The organism is Paenibacillus sp. JNUCC 35 (assembly GCF_058269095.1).
On record NZ_CM177771.1, the window covers coordinates 2,709,336 to 2,725,920 of the forward strand.

A 16,585-nucleotide genomic window follows, 5' to 3' on the forward strand; every position below is an offset into this window, starting at 1 on the left:
CCTATATAATTTTAAATGAAAATGATTATCAATATCACTTAATGGTTGATTACATTTCTTTATTAGGAGGCCGCAAAGAATGGTTTCACGTGTGGAAACACCCCGCAGAACATTTCAGGGAGAGACGGCGTATAGCGGCGTGGAGATTCCGAACACCGAACAGCGGGTGATGCGTTCGTCCAGAACGAATCTTTCTTACCGGATTATGACAGCACTTCCGCCGGGACCGCCTCCTGCGACGGGCTACCCCGTCTTTTATGTCCTGGACGGCAATTCGGTATTTGCCACCGTATCGGAGGCTTTGCGGGTTCAATGCCGACGTCCCGAAGTGACGGGCGTCAAAGCGGCGCTTGTCGTAGGCATCGGGTATCCGACGGACGAACCGTTTCATCCGCAGCGATACTTCGATTACACGCCGGAAAAGACAGCCAAGTATACGCGCAAGCCGGACGGAACTGTGCTTCCGGAGCAGGGAGGCGCGGCTGCCTTCCTCGATTTCATTCAGGAAGAGCTGAAACCGGTCATCGCTAGGGAGTACCCCGTCGACATTACGAATCAGACGATCATGGGTCATTCCCTTGGAGGATTGTTCGTCCTGCATACGCTTTTTACAAGACCGGAATATTTCCGTACCTATATCGCCGGCAGCCCGTCTATCCATTGGAACCGCGAATGGCTTGACGTGCGGGAGAAGCTGTTTACGGCTGCGCTTGACGCGGGTTCGCTGCAGAGAAGTTCGGGTATCCGGGCGCTGATTGCGATGGGCGAACTGGAAAATGCGCATCCCTCGGGCAATTACGGGATGGCGAGAGAGATGGCTGGCAGGCTCTCTAACATGGAGAGCCGCGGTTTAAGCGTACAGTGGCATTCGTTCGAAGAGGAAGGGCATGTCTCCGTCCTGCCGGGACTGGTCAGCCGAGGACTGCGATTCGCTTCCCGCCCGTGACGAAAGCGGGCTGAGCAGCCGGAATACAGCCAATGGAAGGGAGCGAATTGAAGGATGAAAGAAAGCCCGTTTGCAGGTGCGCCGTACACGGGAATCTCCGGCAAAGTTGCCGTCGTGACCGGAGCCGCCCAAGGCATCGGTGAAGCGGCGGCAGCCGTTCTTGCGGGCCTGGGCGCCGTGATAGCCGCCGTAGACCGCCAGGGCGAGAAGACGGAGCGCGCAGTCGAAGCTTTGGCAAGCTCGGGCGCTTCCGCCGCAGCCTATACGGCCGACGTGTCGGACGGCAGGAGCGTGGAAGAAGTCATTGCCCGTATCGAGCGTGAGCAGGGCCCGGTCGATATACTCGTGCATGCGGCGGGAGTGCTGCAGCACGGAACCGGCGTAACGCTCGGCGACGAGGAGTGGGAGCGGACATTCGCCGTGAACACGACCGGCGCCTTCTATGTGTGCCGCTCCGTCATCAGCCGCATGTCCAAGCGCCGCAGGGGGTCGATCGTGCTGATCGGCTCTAATGCGGGGACCGTGCCGCGTTACGGCATGAGCGCCTACGCCGCTTCCAAAGCCGCCGCGGCCATGATGCTGAAATGCCTGGGTCTTGAACATGCCGCGGAGGGAATCCGCTGTAATATCGTTTCCCCGGGATCGACAGACACACCGATGCAGCGGGGCATGTGGGAAGACGAAAGCGGGGAATTCAAGACGATTTCGGGGTCGCCGGAACTGTACAAGCTGGGTATTCCGCTCGGAAAGCTGGCGACTCCGGAGGATATCGCCTGGGCCGCGGCTTTTCTCTCGTCGGATCAGGCGGGTCATATAACGCTTCACGATATTCGAATCGACGGCGGAGCCACGCTCGGCCGCTGACAGATAAAAAGGAGTGGATAAACATGATGCTGGGACAAAAGGAAAAATTGTTATCCCCGGCCGACTTGCTTGATAAATACAGCGAAGGCTCGGCGTTTTATTTCGGCTCGCCCCGTCGAACGCTGCTTGCGGAAGGAGAGCTTGTCCGACTTTCCGTTGACGGGAAAGGGGAAGACCTGGAGCGGCTGCCCCGCCGGGTCGCGGACCTGCTGACGGGTGTCCGTGCGGGGAATGCCGCCGAACCCGTTATCGTCGGCGCGATTCCGTTCACCGTGAACAGCGGTGTCAGACCCGAACTGTTCGTTCCGCTGCAGACCCTGTGGGCGGGTCCCCTGCCGGAATCGGAGGAGGCCCTTGCCGAGATTGCGGGCGATACGGACCGTCCTGTTTTTGCCGGGGAAGCCGCTGGCGGAACCTTCAACATCGTCTCGTTTCCAACGGAATCCGATTACGAGGCGGCGGTGCGAAAAGGACTGGAGCAGCTGAGGTCCGGCAAACTGCGCAAGGTCGTCCTGTCGCGTTCGCTGCGGCTGGAAAATTGCCCGCCCGTTCAAACGGGACGTCTCCTGCGCCGTCTCGCGGCAGGCAACACGCGCGGCTACACGTTTGCCGTTCCTTTGCGGGGGCAGCAATCTGCAGCGGCCGGCAGCGGCCACAACGCCGGACCGGGCCAAGGCGCGGCGCCGGCTTCTGCCGCCCACACGCTGATCGGCGCCAGTCCGGAGCTGCTTGTGGCGCGCTCGGGCCAGCTGGTCACGGCCAACCCCCTGGCAGGCTCGGCCGCCCGCAGCAGCGATCCCGCCGAGGATAAGCGGCGTGCAGACGCCCTCCTGTTGTCGGCCAAAGACCGCCACGAGCATGCGGTTGTGGTCGAAGCGGTAGCCTCCGCGCTCCGGCCTTACTGCCGGAAGCTCGATGTACCGGCAGAGCCTTCGGTCATCGGGACCAAAACGATGTGGCATCTGTCCACGAAGGTGACCGGAGAGCTGCTGGAACCGGCGGCAAGTTCCCTTGAACTGGCGGTCGCCATGCACCCGACGCCAGCGGTGTGCGGCACCCCGACAGGTCCCGCGAGAACCGCCATCCGCGAGCTCGAATCGTTCGACCGGAGGTATTTTACCGGAATGGTCGGCTGGTGCGATGCGGCGGGTGACGGCGAGTGGGCGGTGACGATCCGCTGCGCGGAGATCGGGGAAGATGCCGTGACTTTATACGCGGGCGCCGGGATTGTCGAAGGTTCGGACCCCGCTGCCGAGCTGGCCGAAACCTCCTCGAAGCTCAAAACGCTGCTTCTCGCGATGGGAATGGACCCGGAGACGGGAAGCGGCGGGGGAGGGAAAAGCGTATGAGCGAAGATTATCCGTACTGGCCGGACGAGTTCGTTCGGAAGTACCGCGAAGCGGGCTGCTGGCGCGGTGAAACGTTCGGCGGGATGCTACGCGAACGCGCCGCCGCTCATGGGGACCGGACCGCCATTGTCGGCGGTGAATCGCGTGTCAGCTACGCCGAGCTGGATTTGAACGCCGACCGGCTGGCTGCCGGTCTGAAAAGACTCGGAATCCGGAAAGGCGACCGGGTCGTCGTGCAGCTTCCGAACGTGCCGGTTTTCTTTGATGTGATTTTTGCGCTGTTCCGGCTTGGCGCTCTTCCCGTCTTTGCACTGCCGCTCCATCGCCGGAGCGAGATTGTTCATATCGCTTCCTATTCGGAAGCGGCGGCCTATATCACCATCGACAAGTACGCCGGCTTCGACTACCGCACGCTGGCTTCGGAAGTGAAAGCCGAAGTTCCGGGCCTTCGTCACGTACTCGTAGCCGGAAATCCGGGCGATCATCAGAGTCTGGAAGAAACGTACGTACACGAAATTCCGGCTATTCCGGGTAAATTACATCCCTTACAGGTGGATAGATCCGAGGGGCAAGTATCCGATGGTCCGGAAGAGCTGCCGGATACGCGGGATGAAGGGCCTGCTCCCGGAGACACCGCTTTTCTGCAATTGTCCGGCGGAAGCACAGGGCTTCCCAAGCTTATTCCGCGTACGCACGACGATTACATATACAGTCTTCGGCGCAGTGCGGAAGTATGCGGGCTGGACGGCGGCAGCGTATATCTGGCCGCTTTGCCGGTCGCGCATAATTTTCCGCTGAGCTCGCCCGGGGCGCTCGGAACTCTGTACGCCGGAGGCACGGTCGTGCTTGCGCGTTCGGGCAGTCCGGACGAGGTGTTTCCGCTGATCAGGCAGGAAAAGTGCACCATTGCGGCCGTCGTTCCGCCGCTGGCGCTTGTCTGGCTGGAAGCCGCCCGGACGAGAGGCGAAAACCTTCATCCGCTCCAGGTTCTTCAAGTAGGCGGAGCCAAATTCAGCGAGGAGGCGGCCAAGCGCGTCAAGCCCGAGCTGGGCTGCACGCTCCAGCAGGTTTTCGGCATGGCCGAAGGTCTTGTGAATTACACCCGGCTGGATGATGCGGAAAGCGTCATTACGGGCACACAAGGACGACCCATGTCACCGCTTGACGAAGTGCTTATTCTCGATGACGAGGATCGTCCGGCGGCTCCGGGAACAATCGGTCATCTGCTGACCCGGGGACCTTATACCATCCGCGGCTATTACAAAGCCCCCGAGCACAATGCGCGGAGCTTTACGCCGGACGGCTTTTACCGGACGGGAGACCTGGCACGTTTGACCCCTGAGGGGAATCTCGTGGTGGAAGGTAGAGCCAAGGATCAGATTAACCGGGGGGGCGACAAAGTAGGCACGGAGGAAGTGGAAAACCATCTGCTTGCCCATCCCGCCGTCCGGGACGCCGCTATCGTGGCGATGCCCGACGAATTTCTGGGCGAGCGTTCCTGCGCTTTTATTTTGTCGAGGGATCCTCATACGGGGGGCGACGAACTGCGTTCTTTCCTCCGCCGCCGCGGCCTGGCCGCTTATAAAATCCCGGACCGGTTCGAATTCATCGACTCGTTTCCCCAGACGGGAGTCGGCAAGGTGAGCAAGAAGGAGCTTCGCCAGCGTATTGCGGATTTGCTGCTGGAAGAAGCCGGAGTTAAAAGCTAGATTCGCACAGCGGGTCATCGGACAAGGATAGCCCGGCTAACTTTATAGAGCCTGACAAGGAGAGGATTGAAATGGCAATACCATCCGTACAATCATACCCGATGCCTACGACGGAGGATTTACCCGTAAACCGGGTTTCCTGGACACCCGACCCGTCCCGGGCGGCGTTTCTTATTCACGATATGCAGCAGTATTTTATGGCCTGCTTCGAACCGGGACAATCGCCCGGGGTTGAGCTGACGGAGCATATCCGGCTGCTCGCAAATCGCTGCAGAGAACTGGGTGTGCCGGTTATTTATTCGGCCCAGCCCGGTGCCCAGACACCCGAACAGCGCAGGCTGCTTCAAGATTTTTGGGGGTCCGGTATCGGCCCCGACCCTCGGGAACAGCAAATCATTGCGGAACTCGAACCCGGAGACAACGATATCCGGCTGACCAAATGGCGCTACAGCGCTTTTCAGAAAACGGATTTGGCCGAGCAGTTGAAAGCGATGGGACGGGACCAACTGATTATCGTCGGAATTTATGCCCATATCGGCTGTCTGATGACGGCCTGCGAGGCTTTTATGAGAGATATCGAGGCCTTTATGGTCAGTGACGCTCTCGCCGATTTTTCGCGGGAAAAACACGACCTGGCGCTGGAATACGCGGCCGAGCGCTGCGCGTTCACACTGACGACGGAGCAGCTGCTGGCGCAGTGGGCAAAAGAGACTCCGGAGGGTGTGAACCTCGGACAGGCGGAAACGGGGGCTGTTTCAAACGCAGCCGGCTCCTTAAACGGCGCAGCCGCCGGTATCGCCGAGACCGCCGCGGCCGACGGCCAGGCGGACGGGCCGGAAGTGACGGGCGCTCCCGATCCGTACGCCTTTGCTTTGTCGGCTCTGCGGCAGCAGGTTGCCGGGCTTTTGCGGGAGCGGCCGGATGCGATAGGAGACGAGGATAATCTGCCGGAATATTGGGGACTCGACTCCATCCGGATTATGACATTGGCCGAACGCTGGAGAAGCCTGGGGGCGTCCGTTACGTTCGCGGAGCTTGCCGAAGAACCGACGCTGCTTGCCTGGAGCAGACTGCTGGCTTCCAGAACCGTAACCTTCGTCCCGAACGGGGATTATTACGATGCGGCCGCAAGGGGGGAGCGCTGATGATAGAGAGCGCCCTCCGGCTGCCGCTTTCCGGCGCTCAGCAAGGAATCTGGTACGCCCATCAAATGGACGCACAGCGTTCCGTTTACAACACGGCGGAATGGCTGGAGATTCACGGAGACATAAACGAGGAACTACTGGAACAAGCGCTGCGGCTGACGGTGCAGGAAGCGAAGTGGCTGCACGCCCGTTTCGGCGAGGACGGCGACGGACCGTGGCAGGAGCTGGGACCCGAAACCGACTGGGCTCTGCTGAAAATAGACGTCAGCCGGATGAATCATCCTCGTGCCGAGGCGGAAGCCTGGATGCGCCAGGATTTGCAGAAGCCCGCGGAACTCGCGGAAGGACCTTTGTTTACCCAGGCGCTGATCCGGCTGGCTTCCGACCGCTGGTGCTGGTATCAGCGCATTCATCATATACTGATCGACGCGTACGGCTATGCGCTGCTTCACCGGAGAGCGTCTCAGATTTATACCGCTCTCGCCGCCGGCGGGCCCGTTCCGACGCATAATTTCGGTTCTCCCGAGCAAGTTCTCCGCGAGGAGGAAGCATACCGGGCATCGGGGCAGCACGAGCGGGACCGGGCGTACTGGCTGGACAAGCTCGCGGACGCCCCCGACTCCTCCGTCATGGGCAGAGGCGGAAACAGCCCGGACGGCAGCCCTCTCCGGCAGTCGGGACGGCTTGCTGCCGCGGCAAGCCGCGTGCTGAACGAATCCGCCGCTGAGGCCGGATGCAGCTGGGCGGAAGCGGTGCTTGCCGCCGCCGCAGCTTACGTGCACCGGATGACGGGCTCCGCGGATATCCGGCTCGGCCTTCCTTTGATGAACCGGCTGGGCAGCTCGGCCCTGAATGTACCCGGTATGGTCATGAACGTCCTGCCGTTGTGCCTGACCGTCAAGCCGGAAACGAGCTGGGGAGACTTGAGACAGCAAGTTGCGGCGGAACTGCACAAACTCCGCAGGCATCAGCGCTACCGGCAGCATGATCTTGTAAGAGATCTGGGCTTGCTGGGCGAGAGGCGAAGACTTTACGGGCCGATGATCAACATCATTCCGTTTGTGGAAACCCCTTCTTTCGCCTCGGCCGGAACGGTTCGGCACTCCATTTACGCAGGACCCGCCGACGATCTGTCTCTGCATATTTATGAAGCCTCAGACGGTGACGGCTTGCAGATCGATTTCGATGCGAATCCCGGCATTTACAGCGAGCAGGAACTTTCGGGCCACCGGCGCCGTTTTCTCAGCTTCCTCGAGTCGGCCGCCTTCGCTGACCCGGATACACCCGCCGGACTGCTGGACACCCTGCTGCCTTCGGAGAAGGACCTGCTCCTGAACCGCTGGATCGATACCGCTTGCGACGTGCCCGGAGATTCACCCGCGGAGCTGATCCGCCGGCGTGCGGAGTTTTCACCCCATGCGGCTGCCGTTCTGTGCGGCGGACGGACGCTGACGTACGCGGAACTGGACCGGCAGGCAGCGATTCTTGGCGCGGAGCTTAGACGGCTCGGGATCGGGCCGGAGCGGCTCGTCGCGATTGCGCTGCCTCGGAACGACTCGATTGTCGTTTCCATCCTAGCCGTTCTCCGGCTGGGTGCTGCCTATCTGCCGATAGATCTGGATTATCCGGCGGAACGTATCGCCTACATGCTGGACGATGCGAAGCCGGCCTGCCTCCTGACGGATACGGAGTCGATGTGTTCGCTGCCAGAAACGGGAAACGTGTCCCTGCTGCTGCTCGATCAACTGGGCAAGGGAGACCGCGCGGAAAGTCCCGGTTCCATTCCGGAAACGGGAGACCACGCAGATGCCGAATGTCTTCCGCTGCGCCCGTTCCCGCTCAATCCCGCTTATGTGATCTATACCTCCGGCTCCACCGGCAGGCCGAAAGGCGTGCCCGTAACCTACGGCGGCCTCGCCAATCTGCTCGACGCCATGCAGAGGAAGTTCCGTCTTCAAGAAGGAGACAGCTTCTTGTCGGTGACGACCATCGCGTTCGACATTTCCGTGATGGAGATTTTACTGCCGCTGATCGGGGGCGCTTGCCTGGATATCGCATCCCGGGAGCTGATTCTCGAGCCGGGAGCGCTGGCCCGCAGAATCCGGTCGACCGGGGCTTCCATCATGCAGGCGACACCGACTTTGTGGCAGGCGCTCGTATCGGCAAGACCGGGACGGCTCGACGGCCTGCGCGCCATTGCGGGAGGGGAAGCTCTGCCTCAGAGCCTGCAGCTTGCCTTACAGAAACTTGGCTGCGAGGTGCACAACCTATATGGTCCAACGGAAACGACCATCTATTCTACCGCGGCGGCACTCCCAGCGGGTTCGATGGTCAAGCCTCCGATCGGTCCGCCGATCGCCAACACCCGGACGTATATTCTGGATGCCGGTCTCCAGCCCGTCCCGCCAGGGGCGGAAGGGGAACTGTACATTGCCGGAGCCGGAGTGGCCCGCGGTTATCTGAACAAACCCGTTCAAACGGCGGAGCGTTTTGTAGCCGATCCTTGGGGAGAACCGGGTTCGCGCATGTACCGAACGGGAGATCTGGCCCGTTGGCTTCCGGACGGAAGCATCGATTATCTGGGACGAGCGGATCATCAGGTGAAATTACGCGGCTTCCGGATCGAACTCGGCGAAATCGAATCCCGTATCGCCGGACAGCCCGGCATAGCTCAAGCGGTTGTCGTGGTCAGGGAAGACAGGCCAGGGGAGCGGAGGCTCACCGCGTATGTCGTGCCCGAGGAGCATCATGAACCGGATCATGCCCAATTGAAAAAACAGCTTCAGCAGGAGCTGCCTGAATATATGGTACCGCTTGTCTGGGTCACCCTGGCGAGCCTTCCGCTGACGCCTAATAAAAAAGTCGACCGCAAGGCGCTGCCCGTTCCACAAATGTCCGGCGCCGCAAAAGAAGCTTCCGCACGGACGCCTCACGAGGAACTTCTATGCCAGGTATTCGCGGAGGTGCTCGGCTTGTCCTCGGTTGGCATCGACGACGACTTTTTCCGTCTGGGCGGGCATTCGCTTCTGGCCGGACGAGCGGTTCTGCGCATACGCGAAACGACGGGAGTAGATGTGCGGTTGTCCGGCATATTCGAAGCGCCGACGGTTCGTGAACTTGCACAGCTGCTGGGCCGGAAGGGGATACCTATCCCGCCGGTCGTTCCGGCCGCTCCGGGGGTCGCAGTCCCTCTATCGAGGGCCCAGAGACGCTTGTGGTTCTTATACCGCCTGGAGGGACCGAGTTCCACCTACAACATCCCGCTGGTGTGCACACTCTCCGGGAAGCTGGACCGTCAGGCGTTGAAGCTGGCCCTGCTCGACGTTACCGGACGTCACGAGCCGCTGCGCACCGTATTTCCGGAAACGCCTGACGGCATGCCGCAGATCCGCATAATGGATTGCGAAGCTGCCGCCGATATGTTTGTGTTTCAGGTTGTTCCGGCAGCGGGCCTGGAGGGAGACGACTGGCAGGAAGCGCTCGACCGGGAAGTTCGTCACGGATTTGAGCTGTCTTCCGAGATCCCGCTGAAAGCGGTCCTTTTTGAACGGGATGAAGAGGAATACGTCCTTCTGCTCGTCGTACATCATATCGCGGCAGACGGCTGGTCGCTCTCGGTTATCACGTCGGATCTGTCCGCCGCCTATGCGGCCCGGATTGCAGGCCGTGACCCGTCATTCAGCGATACTCCGGTCCGGTACGGCGATTTTACGCTGTGGCAGGAAAAGCTGCTGGAAGAAGAAGGCGAGCCGCAGAGTCTGATGGGAAGCCAGCTGACGTACTGGAAAGAGGCGCTGCGGGGTCTGCCCGAGGAGCTGCCGCTGCCAGCCAACCATCCGCGCCCGTCCGTGTCCGGACAAGCCGGGGGTGTAATTCCGTTCCGGATCGGCGAAGAATTGCATGCGCAGCTGCTCGAACTGGCGGCCGAAGGGAAAGCCAGCTTGTTCATGGTGCTGCATGCGGCGCTGGCGGCGCTGCTGTCCCGGTTGGGCGGCGGCGAGGATATCCCGGTCGGAAGTCCCGCCGCGGGCCGGCCGGACGAAGCGACCGGATCGCTCGTGGGCATGTTCATCAACACGCTCGTGCTCCGGGCGGATCTTTCCGGACAGCCCACGTTCCGCGAGCTGCTCGCACGTGTCCGGCAGACGGATTTGAGTGCCTACGAGAATCAGGAGCTGCCGTTCGAGCGGCTGGTCGAGGCTCTGAGCCCGGCACGATCCCGTTCGCGGCATCCGCTGTTTCAGATTATGCTAGTGCTGCAAAATACACCGGCCACGAGGCTGGATCTGCCGGGAATCGTCTCGAAGCTGGAGCTGCGGGGGACAGGTTCATCGAAGTTTGATCTTACATTCGAACTCACAGAAAACCGGCGCTCGGACGGGGAACCGTGCGGCATAGAAGGTTTGCTGGAATACAGCGCGGATTTGTACCTGCCGCACACGGCTGAAGCATTTACAAGACGGTTCCTGAAGCTGCTGGAACAAGCTGCGGCGCAGCCCGATCAGCCGGTCGGCCGCATAAGCGTGCTGCTGGAGGAAGAGAGGCTTGCGCTCACGGCCAAGCCGAAACCGCAGGCTGCCAAGCAAATGATCGCAGGCGGCAAACTGTCCGCCTCCGGACGGACCCTTACGGAGCTGTTCGAAGGGCAGGCCGCACTCCGGCCGGATGCTCCCGCTGTCGTGTACGGCACGCAGACGCTGAGCTATCGGCAGCTCAACGAACGGGCCAACCGGATCGCCCGCCTCCTGATGGAGGAGGGAGCCGGACCCGAGCAGTTCGTAGCTCTGGCTCTGCCGAGATCGGCTGATCTTCCGGCCGCCGTACTGGGCGTTCTGAAAACGGGAGCGGCTTATCTGCCCCTCGATCCCGATTATCCGGCCGACAGGCTGGCTTACATGCTGGAAGATGCGGGACCTTCGATTCTTGTTACTTCGGCGGACGCCGCGGCAGGTTTGCCGGAACGAAGCGGCCTGAAAGTCGTGGTACTGGGCGACTTTTACTGCGAGGAGCGCCTGCGTCAGCTGCCGGATTCTGATCCCGAACCGGCTCTGCGTGCAGGAAGACATAACGCTCTCCATCCCGCGTATCTCATCTATACGTCGGGTTCGACGGGCCGCCCCAAAGGGGTCGTTATTCCTCATGAAAATGTGATCCGGCTGATGGAATCGACAGAGGAATGGTTCGGCTTCGATGAGACGGACACCTGGACGCTGTTCCACTCGTATGCCTTCGACTTCTCGGTATGGGAGCTATGGGGCGCACTGTTGTACGGAGGGAAGCTCGTTGTCGTGCCGTTCTCCGTAAGCCGTTCGCCGTCCGAATTCCTGGGTCTGCTGGAAGAACAGGGCGTTACGGTGCTCAATCAGACGCCTTCCGCGTTCTATCAGCTGATTCAGGCGGACCGGGAGCAGTCAGAGAGAGCTTCGGATCTTTCGCTCAAACACGTCATTTTCGGAGGGGAAGCGCTCGATCCCGGAAAACTGGAGGAGTGGTACAGCCGCCATCCGGATCATTTCCCGAGACTCGTCAATATGTACGGCATAACGGAGACAACCGTGCATGTGAGTTACTATCCGTTAGACCGCCGCAGCGCGGAGGCAGGGACCGGCAGCGTGATCGGCGTACCGATTCCCGACCTGGACGTATACGTGCTGGACGATAACCTGGAGCCTGTACCGTTCGGCGTGAGCGGGGAGATGTACGTGTCCGGAGCGGGACTTGCAAGAGGCTACTGGCAAAAGCCGGAGCTGTCCGCTCAGCGTTTTGTCGCCGATCCGTTCGGTGCTCCGGGAAGCCGGATGTACCGGACAGGGGATCTTGCCAAAAGATTCGCCGACGGCTCTCTGGAGTACTTGGGCCGGGCCGACCAGCAGGTGAAGCTGCGCGGTTTCCGGATTGAGCCCGGCGAAATCGAAGCCGTGCTGGAGAAGCACCCGGCGGTTGCGCAGGCGGCCGTCGTCCTGCGGGAGGATCAGCCGGGTGACAAACGGCTGGCGGCGTATATCGTTCCCGCTCTGTCCGGCGAAGTGCCGGACACGGGCATGATCCGACTGCATGCCTCCGCGGCGCTGCCGGATCATATGGTCCCTTCCGGCATCGTCGTGCTGGACAGTCTGCCGCTGACCGTTAACGGCAAACTCGACCGCAAAGCGCTGCCGGCTCCCGTCTACGCTTCCGCAAACGGAAGCCGGAGTCCCCGGACGCCGCAGGAAGAAGTGCTGTGCGGACTGTTCGCGGAAACGCTCGGTCTGGAGGATGTCGGTATCGACGACGGATTTTTCGAACTGGGCGGGCATTCGATGCTGGCCGTCCGTCTCATGAGCCGGATACGGGAGGTATGGGGCAAAGATCCCGGTATCGGTCTTCTGTTCGAAACGCCTACAGTGGCCGGACTGGCCGCGAGGCTTGAAGAGGATACGGGTGACGGGGCGCTGGAGATGCTGCTGCCGCTGCGGTCCAACGGTTCCGGCGCACCGCTGTTCTGCGTGCATCCGGCCGGAGGACTCAGCTGGTGCTACGCCGGCTTGATGAAACATCTGAATCCGGACGTTCCGATCTACGGGCTGCAGGCGAGAGGCATAGCCGGTCCCGACCGGCTTCCGCAGACGCTGGGCGAGATGACGGAGGATTACATCCGATGCATCCGAACCGTCCAGCCGGCGGGGCCGTACCGCCTGCTCGGATGGTCGCTGGGAGGCAATGTGGCTCACGCCATGGCGGTGCAGCTGCAGAAGGAAGGCGAATCCGTCGAGTTTCTGGCCATGCTGGACGCCTATCCGAGCCACTACCTGCCGCTGCGGGGAGAGCCGGATGAAGAAGAGGCGCTGACCGCTCTGCTCGCTCTCGGCGGGTACGACCCCGACAGCATCGGAGACGAGCCGCTGACGATGGAAACCGCGATTGAGATTCTGCGCGGAGACAACAGCGCGCTGGCTTCGCTGAGTGTCGAGACGATCCGCCAGCTGCGTGTAACCTACGAAAACTCGGTCAAAATTTTGGCGGCCTATGTGCCGGAGAAATACGAGGGCGATCTTCTGTTTTTCCATTCGACGATCATTCCGGACTGGTTCGATCCTATCGATCCCGATATGTGGATTCCGTATGTGGGAGGAAAAATCGAGCGTCACGATATCGAATGCCGGCACAAGGATTTGTGCCAGCCGGGACCGTTGTCCATCATCGGCCGTATGCTGGCCGGAAAGCTGTCATCCGCAAACATGAAGGAAGGGGAGGGAAGTTTCCATGGGCAATCCGTTTGACGATCAGAGCGGTTCCTTCCGGGTTCTTGTCAACGTCGAAGGGCAGTATTCGCTTTGGCCCGCTTTTATCCGGACACCGGACGGCTGGACGGCCGTTCTGGAGGAAGGCACGCACCAGGAATGTCTCGAATATATCGAGAGCAACTGGACCGATATGAGGCCGGCCAGTCTGCGGGAGTAACGAGACAGAGCATCCGATGGAAGCGGGGTTTTCCGAACCGTAGGGGTCGCTCACTTGTAAATATCGGAGACGGTTCCGGGGCAATAATGCTCGGATACCGTCTTTTTTTATTTTCCTCCAGAGAAATAAACCGTTGTCATTTGCAATGCTGCGATGCGTTTTAATCAAGCAGAACGGGGTGCAGCGTTTCCGGTCCTTTCTTTGAAAGCGGAAAACCGCTCTTGCCAGAAGAGCGGCCCGGTTAAAACTATGCGATGGAGAGGGGGCGGATGGATGGAGAAGAGATAGGGTAAGGGGGTGATCCTAAACAGGTGTCTTTTCCGGCCCGATCTTTTACTTGCCGGTCTTGACTAACCACTCCGCTAATTCTTCGGTCTGGGAAAGTACGGCAAGCGGGTCGTAGTACCAGGAACGTTCTTCCGGCCACACGTACAGTTTCCCGTTCTTGACGGCAGGCAGCGTGCTCCAAACCGGATCGGTGCGGAAGTCTTCGGCGGTTTTGTTGTTAGCGGTCACGATGATGTAATCTCCCGCATAACGTCCCAGCATTTCGGCCGAGATTTCGGCCCACTGTTTTTTCATGAGTTCGTCGGAGATTGCGGCAGGGGGTTTTCGGCCCAGAGACTGGTACACCGGCTGACCTCCGCGTCCGAAGTTATCCCCGTAAACCCATATGTTTTTATCGGTGCTTTCCATGATGGAAAAAGAAGCATCGGCAGGCAGAACGGCATCGACTTTGGACTTGGCCGCGGCGATGCGCCGGTCGTAATCCGCAAGCCATGACTTGGCTTCGGTTTCTTTACCGAGCAAGGTGCCGAAGTATTCCAGTTCCTCGCGCGCGTTTTTCAACGTGCCGTACGGTATGACCAGGGTCGGTGCTATTTTGCTGAGCTGTTCGTAAGTCTCCGCGTTCCCGGTAATGATGAGATCGGGCTCCAGCCCGGCTATACGCTCTACGGAGGGTTTTCCGTAAGTTCCCGTATCCGCAACTCCGTTTAACGCTTTTTTGTAATAATAATTGTTCAGGGATAATCCCGGCGCTCCGGCGGGCACGACATTAAGGGCGATCAAGCTGCCCAGATATTCCTCTGCGACGATCCGCTGCGGACGGGCGGGAATTTGAATCTCCCCTTTGACGGTGGAGATCTTTTTGAATTTTGCTTCTTTCGTTGTACCGGTTCCGTTTCCGCTCACATCGGAAGCTTGTACGTTCAGTGTGCCGGGCACGGTATTACCGGCAGCCGAATCCTCACGTCCGCCGCAGCCGGATAGAATAACGGCCGCGAGCAGAAGGACGGCAGTTGCTCCCGCCTGCAAACGGTATCGGGCGAATCGCTGATGAGAAAACATGGGTTGTCCTCCTAAATAAAAATGATAATCATTCTCATTAAATGTACAGCGGAAAGACCCCAAGAACGATACACATACATGATATCAGATCATGTAAATTTGTGATCCGGCGCCAATACGTTCATCAAAACGCGCAGCTGTTCCAGCGAGGAGAGCGGATCGAAGCCGAAGAACAGTTCCGGTTGATCCAGCAGGTAAACCCTGCGCCGGCGGACGGCATCGAGCGCAAGCCATTCCGGCGACCGGAACAGCCGCATCAGCCGCTGCCGTCCATGAGAATCGCAGGGCAGCGCGGTAATAAAAATATGATCGGCGGCATATTGGACGATAGCTTCCACAGAGGTCTCCACGTACCCGCGCCACGATAAGCCCTGCTCGAGCATCCGCTCAGGAGGACGAAACCCGATGTCGTCATACAAAATCTGGCAGCTTCTGCCGTGGCTGCTTCCGAAGCCGTAAGCCTTGTCCGGGCCGATTTCCCAGACGGCCGCAGTGCCCCGGCTTCCAAGCTGCCGGTCCAGCTGCCGATTAATCGGAATCAGCCGCTTGTCGTAGAGCGCCAGCCATTCTTCTGCCTCCCGGCGTTTGTTTACGATGTCGGCGATCATGCGGAACTGTTCCCGCCAGCTCATCGTTTTAAAAGGCAGTTCCAGCACCGGGGCAAGCGGAAGAAGGGAATTATTTTCTTCTTCCGTATCATAGCTGAGAATGATGTCCGGACGGGCGGCGGCAACCGCTTCATAAAAACTGGCGGAAGTACGACCGTAAGGGTTAAATTTCTGTCCCTCCGGTATTTCGGGACCCGCCGCGATTTTCTCAGTCCAGCCCGTGTAAACGCCGAGCTCGGGAGTAATCCCCAGCGCGGTCAGAATAGCTGTATAGTTTTGATTAAGCGCGGCGATCCGCTTGGACTTCCCCCGGTAAACGGTAGGGGAGACGCCTACCGATTCTTTAAATTTGCGGCTTAAATACGCGCCTTCTTTATACCCTATCTCGTGAGCGAGCGTATTCAAGTCCGGAGAACCGGTCAAAATCCGCTTCTGGGCGCCGCGAATCCGCAGCAGCGTCAAATATTCGTTGAAAGTTCGCCCGGTATACTTGCGGAAGGCACGGGAAAAGTGCTCCGGGCTCACATTCGCTCTTTCGGCCAGCTGATCCCGCGTAAGGTCCTCGACAAAGTGCGCTTGCATGAAACTAACGCTCTGCTTCAGCCAAGAACGGCCGGTCCTCTCCCTGGAAGCCAGCTCTTCGTAGAGCCCGTTCATCAATTCGATGAACAGCTGCTGTATCCGGAAAGGACCGCCCAGCTTGGGCTCGCGCCATAGTTTTTGCAGTTCGCCGGCCTGTCTCAAGAGCTTTTCCGGGCAACCGTGCAGAGGTTCGGGACATTGCAAGACACCGGTGTCCGGGTCTGCCGTGCCCAAGCGCCGGTACTCGATAAGCACACCCTTCAGCAAGCCGTGAGATGTCACGTCCAGCTTCTGAAAATCGTCGCTATGGTATATGCTTCCTCGGGAAACTTCGTACGGTTCCTCATGTATGCGCAGCACACCGCTTCCGCCAAGAACGACGAAAATCCGGGAACAACCCGTGCGTTCGCTGCGGCCAAGATCTTTAACTTGCCTGTCCACTTCAGTGATACGAAAGGGGATATAAAAGAGATGAGCCGCAGAAACCGGCTCTGTATGGAGGCTGGAGATATCGGTCATGGCGATGATTTTCTCTCCTTCAGTGATAATGATTATCAATTATAGGTTTAGTATAGCAAAAGATTGACGATCG

General features: G+C 59.7%; 9 protein-coding genes. 7 read left to right on the plus strand and 2 right to left on the minus strand.

Annotation, left to right across the window (positions count from 1 at the left end; translation table 11 throughout):
- Window positions 1–79 precede the first annotated feature (79 nt).
- From AC2TF6_RS12535 to AC2TF6_RS12565, 7 genes are all read left to right on the plus strand, one after another.
- On the plus strand, window positions 80–946 hold the full coding sequence (locus tag AC2TF6_RS12535; protein WP_491311284.1) for an alpha/beta hydrolase: 867 nt from the start codon (window positions 80–82) through the stop codon (window positions 944–946).
- A gap of 54 nt (window positions 947–1,000) precedes the next feature.
- Window positions 1,001–1,810 carry a 2,3-dihydro-2,3-dihydroxybenzoate dehydrogenase gene (locus tag AC2TF6_RS12540; protein WP_491311285.1) on the plus strand — a complete coding sequence of 270 codons (810 nt, stop codon included), beginning with the start codon at window positions 1,001–1,003 and terminating at the stop codon, window positions 1,808–1,810.
- 23 nt (window positions 1,811–1,833) lie between these two features.
- Window positions 1,834–3,159 carry an isochorismate synthase DhbC gene (gene dhbC / locus AC2TF6_RS12545; protein WP_491311286.1) on the plus strand — a complete coding sequence of 442 codons (1,326 nt, stop codon included), beginning with the start codon at window positions 1,834–1,836 and terminating at the stop codon, window positions 3,157–3,159.
- Window positions 3,156–4,868 carry a (2,3-dihydroxybenzoyl)adenylate synthase gene (locus AC2TF6_RS12550; RefSeq protein WP_491311287.1) on the plus strand — a complete coding sequence of 571 codons (1,713 nt, stop codon included), beginning with the start codon at window positions 3,156–3,158 and terminating at the stop codon, window positions 4,866–4,868. The genes dhbC and AC2TF6_RS12550 overlap by 4 nt, the downstream gene beginning before the upstream one ends.
- 71 nt (window positions 4,869–4,939) lie before the next feature.
- Window positions 4,940–6,013: an isochorismatase family protein gene (locus tag AC2TF6_RS12555; RefSeq protein WP_491311288.1), complete on the plus strand. Its 1,074-nt coding sequence runs from the start codon at window positions 4,940–4,942 to the stop codon at window positions 6,011–6,013.
- Window positions 6,013–13,272, plus strand: coding sequence for an amino acid adenylation domain-containing protein (locus AC2TF6_RS12560; protein ID WP_491311289.1), 7,260 nt, complete (start codon window positions 6,013–6,015; stop codon window positions 13,270–13,272). Before AC2TF6_RS12555 ends, AC2TF6_RS12560 begins: the two co-directional genes overlap by 1 nt.
- Window positions 13,256–13,453 carry an MbtH family protein gene (locus AC2TF6_RS12565; protein WP_491311290.1) on the plus strand — a complete coding sequence of 66 codons (198 nt, stop codon included), beginning with the start codon at window positions 13,256–13,258 and terminating at the stop codon, window positions 13,451–13,453. The genes AC2TF6_RS12560 and AC2TF6_RS12565 overlap by 17 nt, the downstream gene beginning before the upstream one ends.
- Window positions 13,454–13,786: 333 nt before the next feature.
- Here the strand turns inward: AC2TF6_RS12565 and AC2TF6_RS12570 are convergent, their stop codons facing one another.
- On the minus strand, window positions 13,787–14,803 hold the full coding sequence (locus tag AC2TF6_RS12570; RefSeq protein WP_491311291.1) for an ABC transporter substrate-binding protein: 1,017 nt from the start codon (window positions 14,801–14,803) through the stop codon (window positions 13,787–13,789).
- Window positions 14,804–14,892: 89 nt separating this feature from the next.
- Window positions 14,893–16,512: an ABC transporter substrate-binding protein gene (locus AC2TF6_RS12575; RefSeq protein WP_491311292.1), complete on the minus strand. Its 1,620-nt coding sequence runs from the start codon at window positions 16,510–16,512 to the stop codon at window positions 14,893–14,895.
- Window positions 16,513–16,585: the final 73 nt, after the last annotated feature.

Bases quoted from the DNA above. Each gene is read 5' to 3' on its own strand.
- AC2TF6_RS12535 (WP_491311284.1), top strand. From the start codon at position 80: ATGGTTTCACGTGTGGAAACACCCCGCAGAACATTTCAGGGAGAGACG.
- AC2TF6_RS12540 (WP_491311285.1), top strand. From the start codon at position 1,001: ATGAAAGAAAGCCCGTTTGCAGGTGCGCCGTACACGGGAATCTCCGGC.
- dhbC (WP_491311286.1), top strand. From the start codon at position 1,834: ATGATGCTGGGACAAAAGGAAAAATTGTTATCCCCGGCCGACTTGCTT.
- AC2TF6_RS12550 (WP_491311287.1), top strand. From the start codon at position 3,156: ATGAGCGAAGATTATCCGTACTGGCCGGACGAGTTCGTTCGGAAGTAC.
- AC2TF6_RS12555 (WP_491311288.1), top strand. From the start codon at position 4,940: ATGGCAATACCATCCGTACAATCATACCCGATGCCTACGACGGAGGAT.
- AC2TF6_RS12560 (WP_491311289.1), top strand. From the start codon at position 6,013: ATGATAGAGAGCGCCCTCCGGCTGCCGCTTTCCGGCGCTCAGCAAGGA.
- AC2TF6_RS12565 (WP_491311290.1), top strand. From the start codon at position 13,256: ATGGGCAATCCGTTTGACGATCAGAGCGGTTCCTTCCGGGTTCTTGTC.
- AC2TF6_RS12570 (WP_491311291.1), bottom strand. From the start codon at position 14,803: ATGTTTTCTCATCAGCGATTCGCCCGATACCGTTTGCAGGCGGGAGCA.
- AC2TF6_RS12575 (WP_491311292.1), bottom strand. From the start codon at position 16,512: ATGACCGATATCTCCAGCCTCCATACAGAGCCGGTTTCTGCGGCTCAT.